The following is an 18693-nucleotide window of genomic DNA, read 5'->3' on the forward strand; positions in this document are numbered from 1 at the left end:
CGATGCTCCTCGGAAGCGTCGGCCAAGCCCCGGACCGTTCGCGCGGTCGCGGGGCACCGTTCGCTCATGGAAGCGGCGCACGTGGGGTCCAGGGAGGTGCCCGGGGAGGGGCCAGAGGGGGGCCTGCGGGGTAGCTTGACCCCATGCAGAACGCCGACCCACGCGAGCAGTTCGGCGTCTACCTGGCCGGACTCCGCAAGCGCGCGGGTCTCTCGCAGCGGTCGCTCGCCCTGCGTCTGTGCGCCGCGTCCGGGATCAGTACCCTCACGCGGAACGAGGTGTCGCGGTGGGAGCGCGGCGGGCGCATCCCGGATGCGTGGCTGGCCGCGCTGGCGCACGTCCTCGGGGCGCCGCTGCGTGAGTTGGAGCAGGCCGCCGCGTACGCCCGTGGTGAGGGCGCGACGCTGCCGGGGGCCGCGGCCACCCTCGCGGACCTGCTGCCCGGCGGCGACACCCTGGAGCGTCTGTCGGTGCCCGCCGGTCGCCGGATTGCCCTCCCCGAGGTGCACGGGCTGGCGGCCCGCGTGCACGGGCTACGGCTCGCCGACGATGTACTCGCGGGCGGGGACCTGATCGCGCCCGCGGTCCGCGAACTCCGCTCGGCCGTACGTCTGTTCCGCGAGTCCAGCCACGACGAGGACACCGGCCGGGCACTGCTCGTGCAGATCGGGGAGCTGGGGCAGATCGCCGGGTGGATCGCGTCGGACGCTGGCCGCGGCGACGACGCGGAGCGCGCGTACGAGCTGGGGCTCACGGCGGCGCGGCAGGCCGGGGACGCACCGCTGGTGGCACAGCTCGCCGGGAGCCTCGGCTACCACCTGTCGAACAACGGCCGTACGCGCGAGGGCCTTGCGCTGGCGACGGCCGCCGTCGTCGAGGCGGGCCCGGACGCCCCGGCGAAGACGCGCGCCCTGTTCTTCGACCGGGCCGCGTGGGCGCACGCGCAAGCAGGGCAGCAGCAGCCCGCCCTTCGCGCGCTCGGCCAGGCGCACGCCGCGCTCGACAACGCCGACGACGAGCCTGCCCCGTCGTGGGCGTACTGGGTGAACCGTGAGGAGTTGGAGGTCATGGACTCCCGCGTGTTCACCGAGCTGCGCCGGCCGCTGCGTGCCGTGCCCCTGCTCCAGGACGTGTTGGGCCGGTACGACGCCACCCACGCCCGGGAGGTGGCGCTGTACCGGTCGTGGCTGGCGGTGGCCCTGGCGGACGCGAACGAGCCGGAGCAGGCCGCAGAGCAGGCGCAGCACGTCATCGCTGCCTCGGGGGACATGTCGTCGGAGCGTACGACTGAGCGGGCCCGTGTCGTGCTCCGGCGCCTGGCGGACTTCGAGGACGTACCCGAGGTGCGCGAAGTGCTGACCGATCACGGACACCTGCTCGTGCCGGGGCCTGGCTGACCCCGGACGCGCCGAAGCGCCCCCGCCCTCCCGAAGGAGAGCGGGGGCGCGCGTACGTATGCGGCGGGTCAGGGTTCGTCTGCCGTGCGGATCAGGTCGGCGTCGCCCGGGTCGGCCGGTTCCGGCGGGACCGCGCCCAACACGATGATCGCGGCGCGCAGTTGCCGTACGTACCGGCGCAGCGCCCGTACGAGCCGGGTCTGCTCGCCCGCCAGATCGGCCAGGGACTCCAGCGCCGTCCCGGCCGCCGCCTCCGCCGGGTCTCCGCGCCCCCGGGAGATCCACGCCACCGCGACCGCGACCACGCCGCCCACCAGGACGTTGGCGAAGCTGACCAGCTCAGATCCCATGGCGGCCGCCTCTCTCGGGCCCGGACGCCGCGGCCAGCCTGCACCGCACCAAGCTCAACTCGCGGCGCTGGGCGAGGATCTTCCGCGTCGCCGCCGCCAGGATCGCCAGCAGGCCCGGCGTCACCGCCCAGGTGATGCCGGAGTACCAGCCCTGCGGGTACGCGTCCACGGCACGCGCCGTGGTGTAGGCGAGCGCCCACCACGCGGGCGGGGCCGCCGCCGCGCCCCACCCCCACCAGTCCCTCCGGCCGGGCCGGGTCGCGGCCACGACGGACAGGGCGCCGGAGGTGATCCACACGGCGCCCCACCCGGCGATCGGCATGATGTTGGTCAGGGCCTCGACGCCGCGTACGGTCCCGTACCGCGGGTCCTCGACGAGGCCGATGCCGTAGTTGATCCAGCCGAGCCCGCACAGCAGGAGGGCGGCGCCGCGGTAGCTCAGGCGGTGCCCCAGCCGCCGTACCGCCGCCCGCACGTCACACCCCCCGCGTACGGCGGGGGGTGTGCTTCGCACCCCATCCGGCGACGCCGGTGATGGCGGCCGGGACGAGCGCGAGCACGAACGGTTCGAGGACGTCCGGGAGGCTGCTGACCAGCCCGGCGTTGTCCTGGACGGCGGTGAGCATCGCGAGCAGGCCGGTACTCCCGAGGTACGCGGCCGCCGTGCTCGCCTTGACCTTGGTCTCGATCGGTTCGGACATGGGGTTCTCCTTCAGTCGACGAGGTCGAAGCCGTGCTTGCGGCCGAGCTTGGTGGCGGAGTCGCGGCCGGGGATGCCGTCGGCGCCCTCGCCCGGCTTCCGGCCGCGGTAGCCCAAGCGCTCCTGCCACTCGGACGTCGCGGTCAGGGTGGCCGTGCCGAAGTGGCCGTCCAGGAGCTGCTTGGCGAGGAGGCCCTCATCGACGAGCGCCGCCTCATACGTACGGACACCGGAGTAGGTGACGGGCTGGCCCTTCGCCTTCGGGTTGGAGCGGGCGGCGGCGACCAGCTTCTTCAGCGACACCTTCGGGCGCTTCGGTGCCGGGAGCTGCGGCCGCGGCGTCGGCTTGCCCCCGAGTCGTTCCGCGATCCGGTCGCGCATCCCGTCCATGCCGAAGCCACGCGGGTCGACCTTGCCCGGCTGCCACTCCAGATGCCCGAGCACGGATGCGGCACTCCAGCCGTGCGCCCGGCAGAGCGCGGCGGCGGCCTTCTCGATGGCCTCCAGCTGGGCCGCCGGCCACGGGTCCTCGCCGTCCCCGAGGTTCTCGCACTCGAAGCCGTAGAGACGGGAGTTGCCGTCGGTGTTGGCCTCGTCATCGCGCGGCAGATCCCGTTCGGCGATCACCGCGCGCAGTACGTCGTCGTCCCCGAGGCCCGCGTGGTTGGCGCGGCCGTACCCGACGACGTGCACCGTGCCGTCCTTGGTGATGACGCCGTGGCAGAGCGGGCCGGGCAGGCTGGAATAGCCGTCGCGGCAGATGTCGACCGTGCGCTGGGAGCCCTTGGTCACGGTGTGGTGGATCACGACGCCGTGGACCGGGCCCCAGGCGCCCTGCTTGTTGCGGTTGTGCCGCGCGGCGTCCCCGACGACCTTGACGGTGACGCCCTCGTCGCGCATGGCGTCGACGAAGTTGGTGAAGGTGAGCGGTGTGGCCATGATCAGCCCCCTTCCAGGGCAGGGGTGAGCACCCCGGGCCGGTGTGGCGCGGGGAGTTGAGGAGGGGTCAGGCGTACGCGGTGACGTCCACGTACGCGCCCGCCGCGACGAGCAGGGACGCGGTGACGCGCACGGTGAGCCCGGCTGGCGTACGACTGCCCGGCACCACGGTGAGCGCAGCGCGGCCGACGAGCCCGGCCCCGGCGACCGCCTCGACCCGGTAGCTGGCCGACGGCATCGGCGACGACCACGCGACGGGCTGGTCGTAGACCGCGCCGACCGCGATCAGCGGCAGCGGCATCAGCGCGCGGCGCAGCGTCACGGCGGCCGTCTCGGCGGCGGGGATCGCGGCCGGGTAGGCGATGGCCATGCCGGGCATCACGATCGCGCGCCCGTACCCGGCAGCGTCCGTACCGAGGGTCGCGTTCAGCTCGTCGGCCGCTGCGAGCGCGGCGTCGAGGTCGGTGTAGATGTGCGGGGACCCGGCCACGCGGTAGCAGGCCATGACCTGATCACGGGAGAACGCCACGAGTCGCCCCCTCTCAGGCCGCGTAGCCGTACGCCAGCAGGCCCGTGTTCCCGCCGAACGCCGCCGCGGTGAACCCGGCGCCGGAGACGGTGGGCGGGGTCGACATTCCCGTGTTGGTGTCGCCGAAGCCCGGCGCGACGCCGGAGCCTGCGCCCATCGAGCCCTCCCCGGCGATGCTGGGCATGGTCGTGGCCTTCACCATGATCCCGAGGTAGTGCAGGCCCTCGTACGTCGTGGTGTACGAGCTGGCCGTGCCCGCCGTGGTCTGCGCGATCGCGAGGGTCTTGACGGTCGACGCGGCCCACGCCGTCGTGGTCTGGTCGGCGCTGCGGGCGAGGGCCTTGCGGTCCTTGTCGTGCAACGTGAACCAGTAGTTCGTCGGCGTCCCCGCGGCAGTGCCGCCGGAGACGAACGAGATGCTGCTGATGGCCACTCCCTTGGGCAACCACACCGGCACGAGGTACAGCACGCCCGAGGTCATCGCGGCGGACGACGTCCCCACGCGCAGCCGCGAAGTCGTCTCGTACCGGCTCGGCGGGCGCATCGCGTCTTCGAGGGCGCCCTGCCCCGAGTCGAACGGCGACGTCGCGGTGGGCGTCGTCGTGGCGTCCGCGATCGAGCCGGTGTTGCCGTACCGGCGGGCGTCCGTCACGGTGCTGGTGAGGCTGACTCCGGCGAGCGTCGTGCCCTTCGCTCGAACGTTCCGTACGACCGGGCGGGCGGTGTTGGTGGAGACCTGTACGCCGTAGCCGGTGAGGTCGTGCAGGTCGCAGTCGTCGATGACGATGTCCGCGCCGTCCCAGCAGTGCACGCCGTTCGCGGCGGTCCCGGCGATCTGGCAGCGGGAGACGGTGACGTCCGTCGCGGTGGCGGCCGGTGTCGAGCGCGAGTCGATCGTGATCCCGGCGCCGCCGGAGCCGTTGACCTCGCTGTCGGTGATCTGCCCCCGGCGGGTGCCCAACGTCGAGATGGCGGTCGCGCCCGTGGTGTGCGCGACCACGTCGCTGACGACGTAGTCCTCGACGAACTCGGCGCGTACGGCCTGCTGCCCGACGGATCGCGCGACGACGCGGCCGACGGCCACGTCCTGGACGTAGCCCGTCGCCTCGCCCACGACCTCGACGGCGGCCCCGTACGCGCCGCCGCCCGTCATCGTCACGTCCGAGACGACGACTCCGGCGAGGGGCTGCGACCCGGCGATGGTCGGGCTGGAGCCCCCGGCCGGGGTGCGGTGCGACGCCTTGCTGGAGTCGAGCGTCTGCACCCGTACGCCGCCGCCGCAGTCCCGCGCCTGCACCCCGGAGATGACGCACGACTCCCACGTGTACGCCCCGACGACCCACTGCGCGCAGCCCTCCGCGCGCAGGTCCCGTACCCGAATGTCCCGGTGCGGCTTCCCCGGGGACGCGGAGTGCGAGCCGATCGCGCGCGGCCACGACGTGGTGCCCGGCGTCCCGGACGGTCCGACCGCGCAGCCCTCGATCAGAACGTCCACGCACGGGCAGTCGTCGTACGGCCCGAAGCCACCGAAGTACGCCGAGCCTTTCGCCAAGTCCGGCTGGATGAACTCGCTGAAGTCCCGCCCGCCGGGGTTGTAGTAGCCCAGCCCGCGCACGTTCCGCATCACCGCGTGCCGGACGGCGTTGATCTCGATGCCGTGGTACCCCGACACGTCCCGGATCGTCAGGTCGCGGATGAGGATGTTCTCGGCGTGGCCGAGGGACATGCACATCGCGGACGCGGTGTAGACCGCGCCGCGGCAGTCCCACACGCCGCCCTCGATGACGAGGTCGCCGTGACCGGAGTACCCGCCGTACGCCTGCGCGCTGTCGCCGTTGAGGAGCATCGTGCCGTTCGCGCCGCGGCGGATGGTGGCGCCGGGGGCGAGCGTGAGGCGGGTGCCGCGGCGGATGCGCAGCGGCAGCGTCGCCACCACGTACGTGCCCGGGGGGACGAGTACCTGCCCGCCGCCCGCCGCGTACGCGGCGTCCATCGCGGCCTGAATGCCGGGGGCGTCGTCGCCCGCGCCGGAGCCGGTGGCGCCGAAGCGGCGGACGTCGAACAGCCCGGCGCCGCGCAGCCCGTCGAGGGGCTGCCCGCCCTGGAGGATCTGCCCGCCCACGTCCAGCGCCCCGACGATGCCGAGGTTGCCGGTGATGACGCCGCCCGCGATGGGCAACTTGTCGGCGCCGGACACGGCCGCGATCTCCCGCGGCTGCTGGTACCAGCGCACCGGGTCGCCGTTCGGCGCGTTGTACTCGTACTCGATCGCGATCACGCCGTCGGCCTTGAAGGGGCGGATCGCGCCGGGCTGGGTGCTGCCCGCGGGGTTGGTGCGCAGCTGCGCGATGGGCGTCGTCCCGTCCGCCTCGTACAGGGCGGTGACCTGCTGGCCGGTCCCGGCCGCCCGCACAATCAGCGGGTAGTCGGGGATGACGTTCCCGGCCTGGTCGGTGAGCACTTCGGCGGGGCTGCCCCCGTAGGTGAACAGCGGCATGTGTCAGTCCATCCAGTAGAAGCCGGAGATGTCCATCCAGGGGGTGCCGCCGGGGCCCTGGTACCACAGGAGGATGTCGCCCGCCTCGCCGCTGGAGCTGGAGGTGTTGGCGCCGAGGACTTCCAGGCGCGCGGCGGCGAGCGTCGTCTCGCCGCCCAGGGAGCAGGTCGCCGCGTAGCCGCGCAGCGCCGTCGGGATGCAGTCGGCCGGGACGGAGCCGATGTTGATCGCCGCGTCCGGGCTGTTGATGTTGCCGGAGGTGGCGTTGACGCGGCCCTTCAGCGACACGAACGTGCCCTGCGTGCGGCGTACGCCGAGGTTCACGGCGTTCTGCTCGTACCCGGCCTTGAGGGTGATGCCGCGCCAGGCCGGTACGGGCTCGTAGAGGGTGACCCACGTCGAGGCGGCGCGCCACCAGGCGGTGCCGTCCGCGGCGATGACGAGCGTCCCGGGCGGAGCGTCGGCGAACTCCTCGTCACGGTCCGCCTGGTCGCCCACGCGGTGGACGAGGCGCGGGTCGAGGGCGGTCGCCAGCGCGGCGAGCGCGGCCGGGCCGAGCGGCCCGTCGCCGCCGCCGGGCACGGGAAGGTCTGCGTATCCGATGGTCGCCACCGTGGGCGCCCCCTCTCAGGCGGAGAAGCTGATGGAGATCGAGCCGCCGCCGAACCCGGCGTAATCGCTGCGGCCGGAGTCGTAGATCGCGAGGCCCCGCGCGGAGCCGGAGGCCAGCGCGTTGCGCCACGAGGCGGGCAGAGTCGCGGTGCCTTTGGCGCCGACGGACAGCCGCAGCAACTCCTCCGGGCCGGAGCCGAGCGTGAGTTGCCCGCCGGGGGGCTGCTGGTAGTCGTGCAGGTACAGGTGCATCGGCACCCGGGCGTTGCGGCCGGAGCCGCGGCGCCGAGTGAAGGACACCCGCATGCTGCTGACGGTCTTGCCCTGGCACGCGGTGGCGATCTTCGCTCCGTAGAACCAGCCGCCGCGCCTGTTGCCGCCGCCGGTCCAGTCGCCCTGCATCGGGGCGCTGGCGTAGTCGTCGGGCCTGCCGCCCCGCCAACTGCCCGAGCTGTTCGGGGTGATGGTCACGGACCGCGGGGCCTTCGCGCTGCTGGGCGGGGAGGTGTCGGAGGCGGTGCCCAGCTGGAAGTAGACCTCGGTGCGGCCGTCGCCACTCTTCCGTACCCATGGGGTGGTGGCCTGCTGCCAGCCCGAGCCGGACGGGGCCGCGGTTCCCCACGTCGCCGCGCTGACGGCGGCCTCGTCGACCGCGACCTCGCGCGCCAGCTCGCGTACGGACGCCTCGTTGGCCGAGCCGGGGTCGTCGCCCACCGCGTACAGCACCACCGGTTTCGCGCCGGGGCGGACGTGGACCAGGTCCCCGGCCTGCCTGCCGCGGTACGCCGTCGAGCACTGCACGTCGAGAATCAACGCGCCGCCGTAGTCGAGGTTCACGCGGCCGTCGTCCGTCACGTCCACGACGCGGCACTGCACGGTCTGCACCCGGGGTGCGGGGCCGCGCGCCATGTCGGCGCCCATGTCCTCGCGTACGCCCATCACAGCCTCCTCGTGCTCGTGCGGGTCTGGCAGGTGAGCGTCGCGCCGCCCAGGCGCCGGGGGCAGGCGTCCACGATGTGCGTCTCCCACGCGTCGGGCGTGACCTCAACTCGGACGACGTCGCCGGGCTCGACACCCGGGTGCGCGAACGCCGTGAACGACAAGGTGGACTGGACGCGGAGGGAGTCGGCGAGCTTGGCCCGGCCGACCGTGTACGCCTGCTCCTCGCTGGCGATGAGCGGGCTGGAGTAGCGGGCGACGCGCGGCCGTACGTGGAACAGGCCGTCGCGCTGCGGCGCGAGCGGGTCGCCCACGGGGTCCGGCCCGGCGTACGTGAGGCTGCTCGGGTCGTCGTCCCACACGTACACGGGCCCGACCGGCGCCGACGCCGCGGTGCCCTCCGTGTCCTCCTCGCCGGAGATCACCCACACGTTCGCCAGGCCCTCGGACGACTGGGCGGCCTCGGGCTCGACGATGCCCTCGCCATACGGCAGGACCCACGCCACCGGGTCGGTCAGCGTCGGCACCGGGGCGAACACGATGACGCCGCGGGCGTCCGCGTACACCTCGGCACCCAGGCTCGGGGCGATACCGGTCGACGCGCCGCCTTGGTCGGTGCCGCCCGACAGGGCGCCCCACCGGTCCTCGTCGATGACGAACGCGGGCAGGCGAGTGTCCGCGCGTACGCCCGCCCGCCAGGACACCGACGCCCACGGCATCGCCTCCGCGACGAGGGTCTGCGCCGTCGACCGGGCGGTGTCCCGCGGCACCGACCGGGCCACTGGCAGCGCGGCCTCCCGCAGGATGTCCTCCATCCCCAGCAGGTCGCACGCCAGGCCGCCGCCGCGCAGGATCGCCTTCGTCCCGTCGACCACGTACCGCCCGGCGGGCACCCGGTAGGGGCTGCCCCGGGTGACGGTGATCTCCTCGAACAGCCTCACCTGCGTGCTCACCGAGTTGACGCCGATCCGGCCCGGCGGGACTTCCAGCAGGTCGACATTGGCGGCCCACCGGCACTCGGCGGTGCGGTCCGGCCGTACCTCGGCGTCACCCACCCGCACCGGCAGCCAGCTCTGTCCGCCGTCGTTGGACCACTCAGCCACGGGACGGCGCCGTGCGGTGCCGCGGCTCAGTGCGTTCACGATGTCGACCGGTAGGCGCTGCACGTCACACCCGCCCGTTGGTGGCCAGCGCCGCCCACGACGGGAACGCGGCGGCGACCGCATCCCAGTCCGCGAACGCGGCGGCGACCTGGTCCCACGACCAGCCTGGCAGTCGCATCGGCTGGTCCTCGGGGGCCGGGCGCTCGACCGGCTGCACCGTGAAGCCGACCGCGTACCCGCCCGTCGCCCCGAGCTTGCCGGTGGCCTTCTCCGTCCAGTCCCCGGGCACGAAAAACGCGTCGGGCTGCTGGTAGCCGGGCCGGGTCTGCGCCAGCAGCACCCCGCAGTCCATCAGCTCCCGCACCTGCTCGATCTGCTCGGGTGGCACGTCCACCACCGCCGCGACGCTCGGGGCGGCGTGCACGTCGTACCCGACCAGCGCGTACGGGGAGCCGGAGCGCGAGGCGACGTCCTGCCGCCCAGCAGACTCCCGCTCGCCCCAGGAGGTGATGTGCACCCGCAGCGACAGGCCCGGCTCGTCGACGGACTTGAGCCACAGGTCCCGGATCGCCCCCGGCGCCGGGGCTGGCACCTCGACGGCGAGGCTGGAGACGGGCCCGGACGTGCCGTCCGCGTACTCCGGTGTCGCCCGGTACACCACCGGGACGCCGAGCGGCGGCTCATGGTCGTAGGCGACGCCGACGCCCTCGATCGCCCACGCCGGGGCGGCCCCGCGTACGGGCACCTCGACGCCGTCCGGGCCTACGCGCACGATCCGCACCCGGCGCACGTCGGCTGCGGCCGGGAGCGGCGTGCCCGCGGTGGCGTCGTAGCTGAGCACGACCCCGGCCCACGGCTCATCGACGATGGCGGCCAGCCACCCGTCCGGCGAGACGACGCGATCCGGGACGGTGACCGGGGGAGCCCCCGGCAGCACGATCATCGGCACCGACGTGCCTCCCTTCTGGTCAGCCCTTCGAGCCCGCGCGGGCCCGCGCCCGCACTGTGGTGAGCGCCCCGTCGACACGGTCGTCCACGTACGCGTCCATCTCCCGGTCCCCGACGACGAGCCGGATACGGTCCCCGTGCTGCACGCCGCGCCCCGCAGGCTGCGGGGCCGTGGCGCGCGCGGTGACGGGCGCGATCCGCCCGGCCGGGACCGCCGCGGCGGCCATCCGGTCCGCCTCGGCGCGGACCGCGGGCAGGGTCGCGGCCATGCCCTCCACCACTCCGGCGCCGACCTGCGCGCCGACCTCGTCCCGGGTCCTCCGAGAAGGGCTCTTGATCTTCAAAGACCGCTTGATGGACTTCACCATCCCGGCGCCCAGCCGGTTCATCTGGCTCTGGAGCGCCTTCTCCTGCGACTTGAGCCCCGCGAGGATGCCGCGGCCCGCCTGGCTGCCCGCGTCGTACAGGAAGTCGCCCATCGTCGCGCCGTAGCTCGCGCTGAGCTTCGCGCCGCTCTTGGAGAGCTGGTTGAGCGCGAGGATTTGGCCCTTGTTCGCCCCGGCGAGCACGCCCGCCAGGCCGGATTCCGGACCCATCCCGATCAGCTGCCCGAGGTAGCTGTTGGCCAGCCCCTTCTTCTTCAGCGCCGCGATCGAGCCCCGGAAGCTGGCCGTGGTGTCCTGCCGCGCCTTGAGCCCGGCGAGGACGTCCGCGATGCTCGTGGACTCGCCGAGCTGGCTGACCGCGATGTAGTCGGACGCGGCCGTCTTCTGCTCGCCGACGTACGTGTTGGCTGCGGCGATCTTCTTGGCGATGGCGTCGCGGCGCCCGGCCAGGCCGAGCAGCTTCTTCGCCGTCGAGTCGGTGCTCTTGGCGAGGCGCTTGCCCGCGCCGCCCGCCGCGCGCAGGTCCACGGCGAGGGACTTCGCCGCGGACTTGATCTGCGACGCCGAGCCGGTGAGTGCCTTCGTCCACGCCTTCAGGTCGCCGGGCAGCTCGCCCCGGGCGCGCTTCGCCCCGGACGTGCCGGACGCGAAGCCGCGCGCGCCGATCCCGGCGGCCATGCCCATCGAGGTGCGGCTGTCCCAGATGCGGGCGCTGCCCCTCCCGAGCTGCATCAGCTCGGGGCCGCGCTCGCCCACCCAGAACGTCTCACCGACCTTCGGGCGTCCGCCCGAGGCGTAGCCGCCCGGACGGTTGTACGCGCTGGCGAGACTGCCGTACCTCGACAGCGCGTACCGCATGGACGCGTAGATGTTCGCGAGCGGGTCCCAGATGCCGCGGCCGCGCAGCTTGCCCGCGTACGCGTTGAACGTGCCGGGGATCGTCTGCATCAGGCCACGACTCGCCATCCCGGCCTTGGCGTTGGAGTCCCAGAGATTGATCGCGCGCGGGTTTCCGCCGCTCTCCTGGTTCATCCGGCGCAGCACGACCGGCAGCAGACTCGCGGGCTGCCCGACGAGCTTGAGCGCCTGGAGCACGACGCCGGACCAGCGCTTGACGCCGGAGCCGCCGATGGAACCCGAGCCGCTTCCGAAGTCGAACGCCGACTTCGCCGACGAGACGAGCTTGTCCTTCAGCTTCCCGACCATCTCGACCGGTACCTTGCCGACAGCCCGCGCCCACGGATGATCGGCGAGGGACTTCGCCTTGCCGAGGACGCCGCTCGTCAGCTTCTTCCACGCCGCGGCGGGGTCGGTCAGCATGTCGACCGCGTCGAGGGCGAAGCCCTTCACGGCCTTCGCGCCCGAGACGACCTTGTCCTTCAGGCCGCTGACGAACCCGCCGACGTCGTACCCCGGGAGCGTGCCCGTCCTGTTCATGTGGTCGAGCAGCCCCGGGTGTCGGCGCTCGATCCGCCGCGTCGAGGACGCGCGGGTGACGAACTCGTTCGCGTGGACGATGCCCGCAGGCTTCAGTCGCCCGCCCGGCCCGGTGTGTCCGCCACGGTCGAACCCGGGCACGGCCTTCAGCTCGTCGAGCCCAACTAGATGAATGAGTCCGATGTCTTCAGTGGTCGTAGGCGATCAGTGATCGTTTGATGGGTGCGCCGGTGGTCCAGTTGTGCCAGATGCCGGCGGCGAGGGCGAGGAGTCGTTGTCCGGTGCGGGCGAAGACTCCGGCCGGGGTTCTGCCGCCGTGTTGTTCGAGGCTGAGCTGGCCTTTGAGGGTGTCGATGACGGCTTCGATCCACTGGCGGACCCGGGCGATCTTCCCGTGCCGGACCGGTTCGTCCTTGCGGTCCGGCCGCACCAGGTGTGCGCCGAGCCGCTCGGCGACGAACGCTTCGAACTCCTTGCCCGCGAAGCCCTTGTCCGCGAGGATCACCTGCCCTTGGCGGACGAGGTGGTGTTCGCGTTCCAGGAGCGCGGTCATCACCTCCCGTTCGCCGAGTTTCGGGTTGGCCAGGCACCAGGTGACAGGCATGCCCTCGGCGGTGGTGACCAGGTAGAGGCGGAAGCCCCAGAAGAAGCGGGAGTGGCTGCGGCAGAAGCCGTAGCCGCAGTGCCCGGCCAGGTCGGAGCGTTTGACGGTCTCGCGGGAGGCCGCGCAGGGCAGCGGGGTGGAGTCGATCAGCCGCAGGTCGTCGTTCCAGGTCGGCACCTGCCTGGCCAGTGCCTCGATCACGCGGCTGATGAGCGGACCTGCGGCGTTGAGGCGCTTGTTGTAGGCGGACTGTTGGGGCAGGTAGCGGAAGAGGTGGCCGAGGCGGGCGTGGGCGAAGCGGATCCAGTGCCGGGTCGAGGGGAACCCGAGGAGGACCTGGGCCACGGCCAGGCACATCAGTTCGGCGTCCGTCAGCTTCGGCGGTCGCCCGATCCGGCGACAAGGCGCCACGTGGTCGTCGATGAACACGTACAGTGCCGCCAGAAGGGCGTCCAGGTTTGTCTTCACACACTGACCAACGGGCGCCCTTCGCCATGGTCGCGACCAGGACGGACATCGGACTCACTCATCTAGGCCCGCGACCTTGTTCCAGACGCGGCGGATGCCGTTGTTGTAGACGGTGTTGACCACGAACCCGACCGGCTTCTTCGCCAGGTCGCGGATCTGCCCAAACGCCTTGCCGATGCCGTTCTTCGCCGTGACGAACGCGCTCGCCATGCCGCGCGCCGCCGCGCGCGCGCCCGACGTTGCCGGGCGGATCGCCTTGTCCTGCATCCACCGCGCGCCTGCGCCGATACCCCGGAACGCGGGCATCAGCGCCGTATTGAACAGCCACTTCCCGGCGGCGCCGAGCTGGCGCATGGCGCCCATCGCGCCGCGCATCGCGCCCTGCACCACCGCGCGGAAGGTGGCGCTCTTCTTGTAGGCGAGGACCAGCCCGGCGCCCAGCGCTACGAGCGCGGTGATCACCAGCCCGATGGGGTTGGCGCGCATCGCGGCGTTGACCAGCCACTGACCGGCCGCGAGGATCTTCGCGCCAGCGGCAGTCGCCAGCATCGCGACGCGCTGCGCCGCCAGCGTCGCCGTTGCCCGCGCTGTCGCCGCCGCCGTACGGGCCTGCGCCACCGCCCACGCCGCGCCCGTACGCGCCGCCGCACCCGTTGCCGAGGCCGCCGTCGCCGCGAAGCTCCCGACCGCGCGGGCGCGCGCAGCAGCCCACCCCGCCCCGGAGCGCACCGCGGCCACGGTCCACGTCACGCCGGTACGGGCCGCGTGCACCACCGCGGTCGCCGCGGTCTGCGCCATCGCCGCACCAGCCCGCGCACGCGCCACCGTCCAGGCCGCACCGGACCGTACGGCCGACGCGGTCCAGGCCGCGCCCGTACGTACGGCGGTCACGGCGCTGGCGGTCCCGATGACGGTGTAGTACCGCAAGGCGAACGCCGCGAAGCGGATCGCCCCTCCCGCCGTGCGGGCCGCTGCGACCGTCGCCCGCAGCCCACCCACCACGGCCGTCCCGACCTTGACTGCGGCGACGGCGCCGCCGATCGCGAGCAGGGCGGTGGCGGTCGCCTGCATCCGCGCGGGGTCCGCCGAGAGCCACGTCCACAGGTCCCGTACGGGCGCGACCGCGGTCGCCGCTACCGGCGCGATGTCCCGCAGCGCGGGCACCACATCGGTCATGATCACCCCGGCCAAGCCCATCAGCGCCTGCCGCTTGAAGACCTCGAACTGCACGGCCGTGTTGTCCCGCAGGTCCTTGCCTGCGCGCTGGGCGGACCCGGAGAGGTCCCCCATGCTCTTGCCCGCTTTGTCGACATTCAGCGTGAACAGGGCGGCGCCCAGGTCCTCGCCGGGGCCGCCGAACAGCGCGCTGACGATCTGCGTGCGCTCGGCGGTCGCGGGCATCTCCCGTAGGGAGTCGAGGACGTCGTCGAGGGCGCCCTTCGCCCGCGGCCCCCCGGCCGCGATGTCCGCGCCCATCTGCTTGCCGTCGAGCCCCAGGGCCTTGAACGCGTCGGAGACCGACTCGCTGCCCTCGGTGGCCTTGAGCGTGAACTCCTTGATGGAGTCGCCGAGCTTGTCCGTGTCCCACGCGCCGCCGTCGAGGGCCTGGGACATCAGCCCCAGGGACTCCTTCGCGCTCAGCCCGACCTGCTTGAGGAACGGGCTGTACTCGTTGAAGGTCTCGACGACGTCCTCGCCCTTGTCGCCGAACCGCGACAGACCAGCAGTCATCACGTCGAACGCCTGCGTCGCGTTCTTCGCCAGGCCCGTACGCACCATGCTGGCGGCGCCCTTGGCCGCCATGGTGACGTCCTGGTCGAACATCGTCGCCAGGTCCTGCGCGGCCGTGCTGATCTTCCGGATCTCGCCCGTGGACGCCTTCGAGTCGACGAGGTCGACGCCCATGACGGCCTTGACCGCCGCCGCGCCCTCCTCGATGGAGTCGGTGACCGCACCGGCGTACAGGTCCCCGGCGACCTTGCCCGCCCGCTTCGCCTCGGGCCCGGTGAGGTTGAGCTGAGCCTTCAGCTTGCTCGTGGCCCGCTCCGCCTCCAGACCGGTCGTCAGACCTGCGGTGAGCGCGGCCCCGGCGGCGACGCCGATCGCCGCCGCCCCTGCCTTCAGCCGGTCGCCCATCGCGGACGAGGCCGCGTCACCCGCATCGTCACCAGCACGGCGACCGGCAGTCGTCAGGGGCTCGGACAGCTGCCGACTCAGGCCCCTGCCGAACCTCGACATGTTCGGCAGGACGTCCAGCCACACCGCACCCGCACGTGCCACGACAGCCCCCTCGGTTCGTCAGATCCGCCCGGGGGCCACCTGGGCGACGATGTCCTCGTAGCCCTCACGTGCCGCGCGCTTCTCGCGCTTCGCGGCCTTCGCCTTCTGCTTCGGCGTCGGGTCACCCGGCCGCGGCACCGGGTCGGGCCACGGCAGCTCGGGGGCAGACTCGGCCCGGTTGGCGTTGTACGTCGCGACGAACAGGCGGCCGAGCACGTCCAGCGTGTCGGCGTCCCGCATGTCCGCCAGGGTCCATGCGTGGCCGCTCGCCGCGCGCCCGAGCGCACCGTCCGGCGGCAGACCCTCGATCAGGACGCGGAGCCGCCGCAGCGTGATGTCCCCGCGGTAGAAGTCCCCGATCGGGTCCCCGCCGTACACCGCGGCGAGGTCTGCCTCTACCGCTTCCGGGTGCCGCCCGAGGACGTCGAGGACCGAGTAGGGCGCCCGTTCTTGAGCGACCCTTGCATGTCTTCACGCAACGCCATGTTCAGCAGGACCATGTCCGTCGGGTCACCGCCCGCCGCCTCGAACGTGGCCCACTGCTCCTCGCCGAGCATGGCGCGCGCCTGGCCCTCGTCGTCGTCGGCCGCGTCGACCGCTTCCTTCCACTCCTTCGGGGCGAACAGCGGGTGCGGCATCGTGTACTCGACGCCGCCCGGCCCCTCGAAGGTGACGTCCTCGCCGCCGACGGCCTCGGCATACTGGCCGCGGACCTCGGCGAGGATGTACCGCTTCTTGTTGGGCTTGCTCATGATCGTGCTCTCTCTCTGGGTGAGCCGGGGTGAGTCAGAGGTGCGGGGCGGCAGGACTCACCCAGACCGCCGCCCCGCACCAGCCGTGGGTCAGGCGCCGCCCGGGGTGACGGTGGACACCGTCACAGCCGGGGTGGTGCCGCCGGTCAGCCCGGTGCCGGACGCCGTCATCTGCTGCACGTCCGTACCGCCCAGGGCGCCCTGGAACGTGACCGTGATCGCGCTGCCCGGGTGCGGGCCGCCCGAGCAGAAGACGTTCGCCGTACCACCGATGCTGGACAGGGCCGCGAGCGCCGCCCGGACCTGCGCTGCCGTCGCCGAGTACGGGATCGCGGCCGTGGTCTGCCCGGCGTACGTCAGCGTGTAGGTGCCGCCCGTCGGCGTCCCGGTGATCGCGATGCTCTGCACTTCGTTCGAGAGCGGTGCCAGGTCACGCCAGCCCGGCCCGTCGATCCAGGTCTCGCAGTCGGTCCCGGCGATCTCGTCGTAGTACGCCTGGTAGGTGACGCCACGGGCGATCTCCGCGGTGCGCTGCCACTGCTCGTCCTCGCGGTCCGAGCGCAGCGCCGAGGGCATGTGCCGCACGATGTAGATCGGCTGGCCGGTGGTCTTGTTGAGGTCGCGCGCGATGAACACCAGCCGCCGGTAGAGCGTCGGCGGGACTTGCGGGCGGCGCCAGTGCCATGCGGCGGAGCCCATCGCGGGGAACTCGTCGAGCGGCAGGTTCTCGTACAGGCAGATGGCGACCGCGTTCGTCTCCTGCGGTGTCCACTTGGCGGTCTGGGTGTCTGTCTCGACGTCGCTTCGCGTGGGGGTGGCGGACTGGCCCGACTCGACGTCGGACATGGACAGGTCGCCGGAGAACTGGACGCCGTCCGAGGTGGTGTAGCCCGCGGGGAGGTACCCCTCCGGGAGGGTCTGGAGGACGCCGTTCTCGTCGAACGGGTCGGTCAGTGCGGGCGCATCTGCGTCCGCCGCGAGGATCGCGTAGCTCAACGCCTTGCGGATCAGGCTCGTCCGCAGGTTGGCCACCACGTTGAAGTTGGCCGCGGGCATACCGCGCCCCCTTTCGTGACGGAGCCCCGCGCGCGGGTGCGGGCGGGGCGTGGATGGGTGCGCGTCAGGCGGGGGCCTGGGCGCGGCTGGTGAGCCGGTAGGTGGCGACCGCCCGCCGCAGCAGGGGGTTGCCGTAGTCGACGTGCGCCGGGCGCACCTCGGTCGTGGCGGTGTCGATGACGAGGCCGCCCACGTGCCGGCCTGCGAGCGCGAGCATGCTCGTGCGCGCCTGCCGGGCCAGCGTCCACATCGCGGTGCGGTCCGCGGCGAACGCGTCCAGGTCGATCAGGCAGGACTCGGTGACCTCGCCGCCGTCGCCACCGCCGGGGGCGACCTGGACCTGGAGCAGCGGCAGCTTCTCCTCGAGCTTGCTGGGCAGCTCGTTGACGACCCGTACGCCGGGGTGCCGGGACCGGAGCCACACGGCAACCGCCAGTTCGACGTCGCCCCAGTCCAGTTCGGGCGTCACGACTCCTGCCGGTTGGACCGGTCGCGGAGGATCGTCTCCGGCTGCACCGCGCCCGCGCGCCCCAGGATGCGGCGGCGCTGGGTGTTGGAGCTGCCCCACTCCTGCCCCTCCGCGTCCGAGCGGCGGGCCTCGACCTTGGCCACCGCGCGGCCCGAGGGGCGGATCTCCTCGACGACCCCGATCTGCGAGGCGAAGTCGTCGTCCACTTCGGCGGCCGCGATGGAGCGGGCACGCCCGGCGATCTCCTCGGCGCGCTCCTTCAACGCCGCGCGTACGGGCGGCAGGCGGCGGATCTCGTCCATGCCGCGCCGGTCCCACTGGATACGTGGCTGGCTCATCCCGTGTACTCCTTCAGGATCGCGCTGGTGTGGGCGAGGAACGGCGCCAGGGACCGGACGATGCCGGGCTTCCCGTCGACCTCGTACCGGGCGCCGTCCACCGCGATCAGGTCGGTGCCGGACAGGCCCATGTCGGGCGGGCCGAAGAACTGCCACCTGCTGACGATCTGGTTCGAGGCGCTGGTCAGGTACTCGACGGAGTCCAGCGGCTGCACCGAGCAGCGCTCGACGTCGACCGGATCGGCCTCGATCCACGCATCGTTGCCGCGGTCGTCCTCGCCCTCGTGGCGGGCGATGTGCTGCACGGTCTGGTCGAGCAGGGGCGAGGCGCCGAACATCAGCGCCCCCAGCGTGAGACGGGGGCGCGGACCGTGCGGTACCGGGCCAGCTTGTCGACCTCGACCTGCGCCAGCGACGTCGCCAGCGTCTCGGCCGCGAACGTCACCGACCGCTGGCCCGCGCTCTCCTGGCGCAGGTTCTTCGGGTTCACGCACCCGCGCACGCCCACGTCCAGGACCAGGCCCACGATCTCCATGGGCACCACGGGCCAGCCGTGCTCCCACGTCACCGTCGCCCGGCGGCGCGCGGTGGGCGGGATGTGGAGGGTGTCGCCGTCCAGCTCGTACGCGGAGGGCTGGATCTGGACGCCCTCGACGACGACCGTCTCGACGGAGACGACCGGGCCGGGCAGGTCCACGCGGCAGCCGTCGACCACGCGCAGCGCCACGGTGCTGGTGCGGCGGGTGAAGGTCTGCCGTGCCTCCCGCCGCACCATGTCCGACGCGATCTCCAGGGCGAGGCTCACCGTGTTCACGGGCGCGCTGCCGCGCGGCACCTGCAACCAGTCCTCCAGTTGCTCGACGGTGGCCAGCGGCGGCAGCTGCGGCAC

Annotated in this window: 21 protein-coding genes; 1 reads left to right on the forward strand and 20 read right to left on the reverse strand. The window is 73.0% G+C overall.

Going from position 1 to position 18693, the window contains the following annotated elements; translation table 11 throughout:
- The first annotated feature begins 143 nt into the window (after window positions 1-143).
- Window positions 144-1397 carry a helix-turn-helix transcriptional regulator gene (locus D7M15_RS16145; protein WP_121518161.1) on the forward strand — a complete coding sequence of 418 codons (1254 nt, stop codon included), beginning with the start codon at window positions 144-146 and terminating at the stop codon, window positions 1395-1397.
- Between the two features lie 68 nt (window positions 1398-1465).
- Here the strand turns inward: D7M15_RS16145 and D7M15_RS16150 are convergent, their stop codons facing one another.
- The 20 genes from D7M15_RS16150 to D7M15_RS16245 all read right to left on the reverse strand — a co-directional run bounded on the left by D7M15_RS16150 (window position 1466) and on the right by D7M15_RS16245 (window position 18693).
- Window positions 1466-1747 (reverse strand): hypothetical protein, encoded by a 282-nt coding sequence (locus tag D7M15_RS16150; protein ID WP_121518162.1) that lies wholly within the window; start codon window positions 1745-1747, stop codon window positions 1466-1468.
- Window positions 1737-2222, reverse strand: coding sequence for a hypothetical protein (locus D7M15_RS16155; protein ID WP_121518163.1), 486 nt, complete (start codon window positions 2220-2222; stop codon window positions 1737-1739). The genes D7M15_RS16150 and D7M15_RS16155 overlap by 11 nt, the downstream gene beginning before the upstream one ends.
- A 1-nt stretch (window position 2223) precedes the next feature.
- The gene (locus D7M15_RS16160; protein WP_121518164.1) at window positions 2224-2448 is read right to left on the reverse strand and encodes a holin; all 225 of its coding nucleotides are present in this window, start codon (window positions 2446-2448) and stop codon (window positions 2224-2226) included.
- A gap of 11 nt (window positions 2449-2459) precedes the next feature.
- On the reverse strand, window positions 2460-3386 hold the full coding sequence (locus D7M15_RS16165) for an N-acetylmuramoyl-L-alanine amidase (RefSeq protein WP_121518165.1): 927 nt from the start codon (window positions 3384-3386) through the stop codon (window positions 2460-2462).
- 67 nt (window positions 3387-3453) lie between these two features.
- Window positions 3454-3915 carry a hypothetical protein gene (locus D7M15_RS16170; protein ID WP_121518166.1) on the reverse strand — a complete coding sequence of 154 codons (462 nt, stop codon included), beginning with the start codon at window positions 3913-3915 and terminating at the stop codon, window positions 3454-3456.
- Window positions 3916-3928: 13 nt separating this feature from the next.
- On the reverse strand, window positions 3929-6412 hold the full coding sequence (locus D7M15_RS16175) for a right-handed parallel beta-helix repeat-containing protein (protein WP_121518167.1): 2484 nt from the start codon (window positions 6410-6412) through the stop codon (window positions 3929-3931).
- Window positions 6413-6415: 3 nt separating this feature from the next.
- Window positions 6416-7024 carry a hypothetical protein gene (locus tag D7M15_RS16180; RefSeq protein WP_127201757.1) on the reverse strand — a complete coding sequence of 203 codons (609 nt, stop codon included), beginning with the start codon at window positions 7022-7024 and terminating at the stop codon, window positions 6416-6418.
- A 15-nt stretch (window positions 7025-7039) separates the two neighbouring features.
- Window positions 7040-7963, reverse strand: a complete 924-nt coding sequence (locus tag D7M15_RS16185) for a hypothetical protein (RefSeq protein ID WP_121518169.1) — start codon at window positions 7961-7963, stop codon at window positions 7040-7042.
- Entirely contained in the window at window positions 7963-9066 is a 1104-nt protein-coding gene (locus tag D7M15_RS16190; protein WP_240649330.1) for a phage tail protein, read from the reverse strand. Before D7M15_RS16190 ends, D7M15_RS16185 begins: the two co-directional genes overlap by 1 nt.
- Before the next feature lie 64 nt (window positions 9067-9130).
- Window positions 9131-10009 carry a hypothetical protein gene (locus D7M15_RS16195; protein ID WP_240649670.1) on the reverse strand — a complete coding sequence of 293 codons (879 nt, stop codon included), beginning with the start codon at window positions 10007-10009 and terminating at the stop codon, window positions 9131-9133.
- A 25-nt stretch (window positions 10010-10034) separates the two neighbouring features.
- Window positions 10035-11978 (reverse strand): transglycosylase SLT domain-containing protein, encoded by a 1944-nt coding sequence (locus D7M15_RS16200; protein ID WP_240649331.1) that lies wholly within the window; start codon window positions 11976-11978, stop codon window positions 10035-10037.
- A gap of 46 nt (window positions 11979-12024) precedes the next feature.
- Entirely contained in the window at window positions 12025-12909 is an 885-nt protein-coding gene (locus D7M15_RS16205) for an IS982 family transposase (protein WP_121517663.1), read from the reverse strand.
- 54 nt (window positions 12910-12963) lie between these two features.
- A complete protein-coding gene (locus D7M15_RS16210) occupies window positions 12964-15189 on the reverse strand; it encodes a phage tail tape measure protein (protein WP_127201758.1) in 2226 nt (741 codons plus the stop codon).
- 18 nt (window positions 15190-15207) lie between these two features.
- Complete coding sequence (locus tag D7M15_RS16215; RefSeq protein WP_121518173.1) at window positions 15208-15567, reverse strand: hypothetical protein; 360 nt, start codon at window positions 15565-15567, stop codon at window positions 15208-15210.
- Window positions 15568-15584: 17 nt separating this feature from the next.
- Window positions 15585-15941, reverse strand: a complete 357-nt coding sequence (locus D7M15_RS16220) for a hypothetical protein (protein ID WP_121518174.1) — start codon at window positions 15939-15941, stop codon at window positions 15585-15587.
- Between the two features lie 90 nt (window positions 15942-16031).
- The gene (locus D7M15_RS16225; protein WP_240649332.1) at window positions 16032-16997 is read right to left on the reverse strand and encodes a hypothetical protein; all 966 of its coding nucleotides are present in this window, start codon (window positions 16995-16997) and stop codon (window positions 16032-16034) included.
- A 64-nt stretch (window positions 16998-17061) separates the two neighbouring features.
- Entirely contained in the window at window positions 17062-17466 is a 405-nt protein-coding gene (locus tag D7M15_RS16230; RefSeq protein WP_121518175.1) for a hypothetical protein, read from the reverse strand.
- Window positions 17463-17804, reverse strand: a complete 342-nt coding sequence (locus D7M15_RS16235; RefSeq protein ID WP_121518176.1) for a hypothetical protein — start codon at window positions 17802-17804, stop codon at window positions 17463-17465. The genes D7M15_RS16230 and D7M15_RS16235 overlap by 4 nt, the downstream gene beginning before the upstream one ends.
- Window positions 17801-18142: a hypothetical protein gene (locus D7M15_RS16240; protein WP_121518177.1), complete on the reverse strand. Its 342-nt coding sequence runs from the start codon at window positions 18140-18142 to the stop codon at window positions 17801-17803. Before D7M15_RS16240 ends, D7M15_RS16235 begins: the two co-directional genes overlap by 4 nt.
- The gene (locus D7M15_RS16245) at window positions 18142-18693 is read right to left on the reverse strand and encodes a hypothetical protein (RefSeq protein ID WP_121518178.1); all 552 of its coding nucleotides are present in this window, start codon (window positions 18691-18693) and stop codon (window positions 18142-18144) included. Before D7M15_RS16245 ends, D7M15_RS16240 begins: the two co-directional genes overlap by 1 nt.

The organism is Streptomyces sp. Z26 (assembly GCF_003665095.1).
In the GTDB taxonomy this organism is placed as follows: domain Bacteria; phylum Actinomycetota; class Actinomycetes; order Streptomycetales; family Streptomycetaceae; genus Streptomyces; species Streptomyces phytohabitans.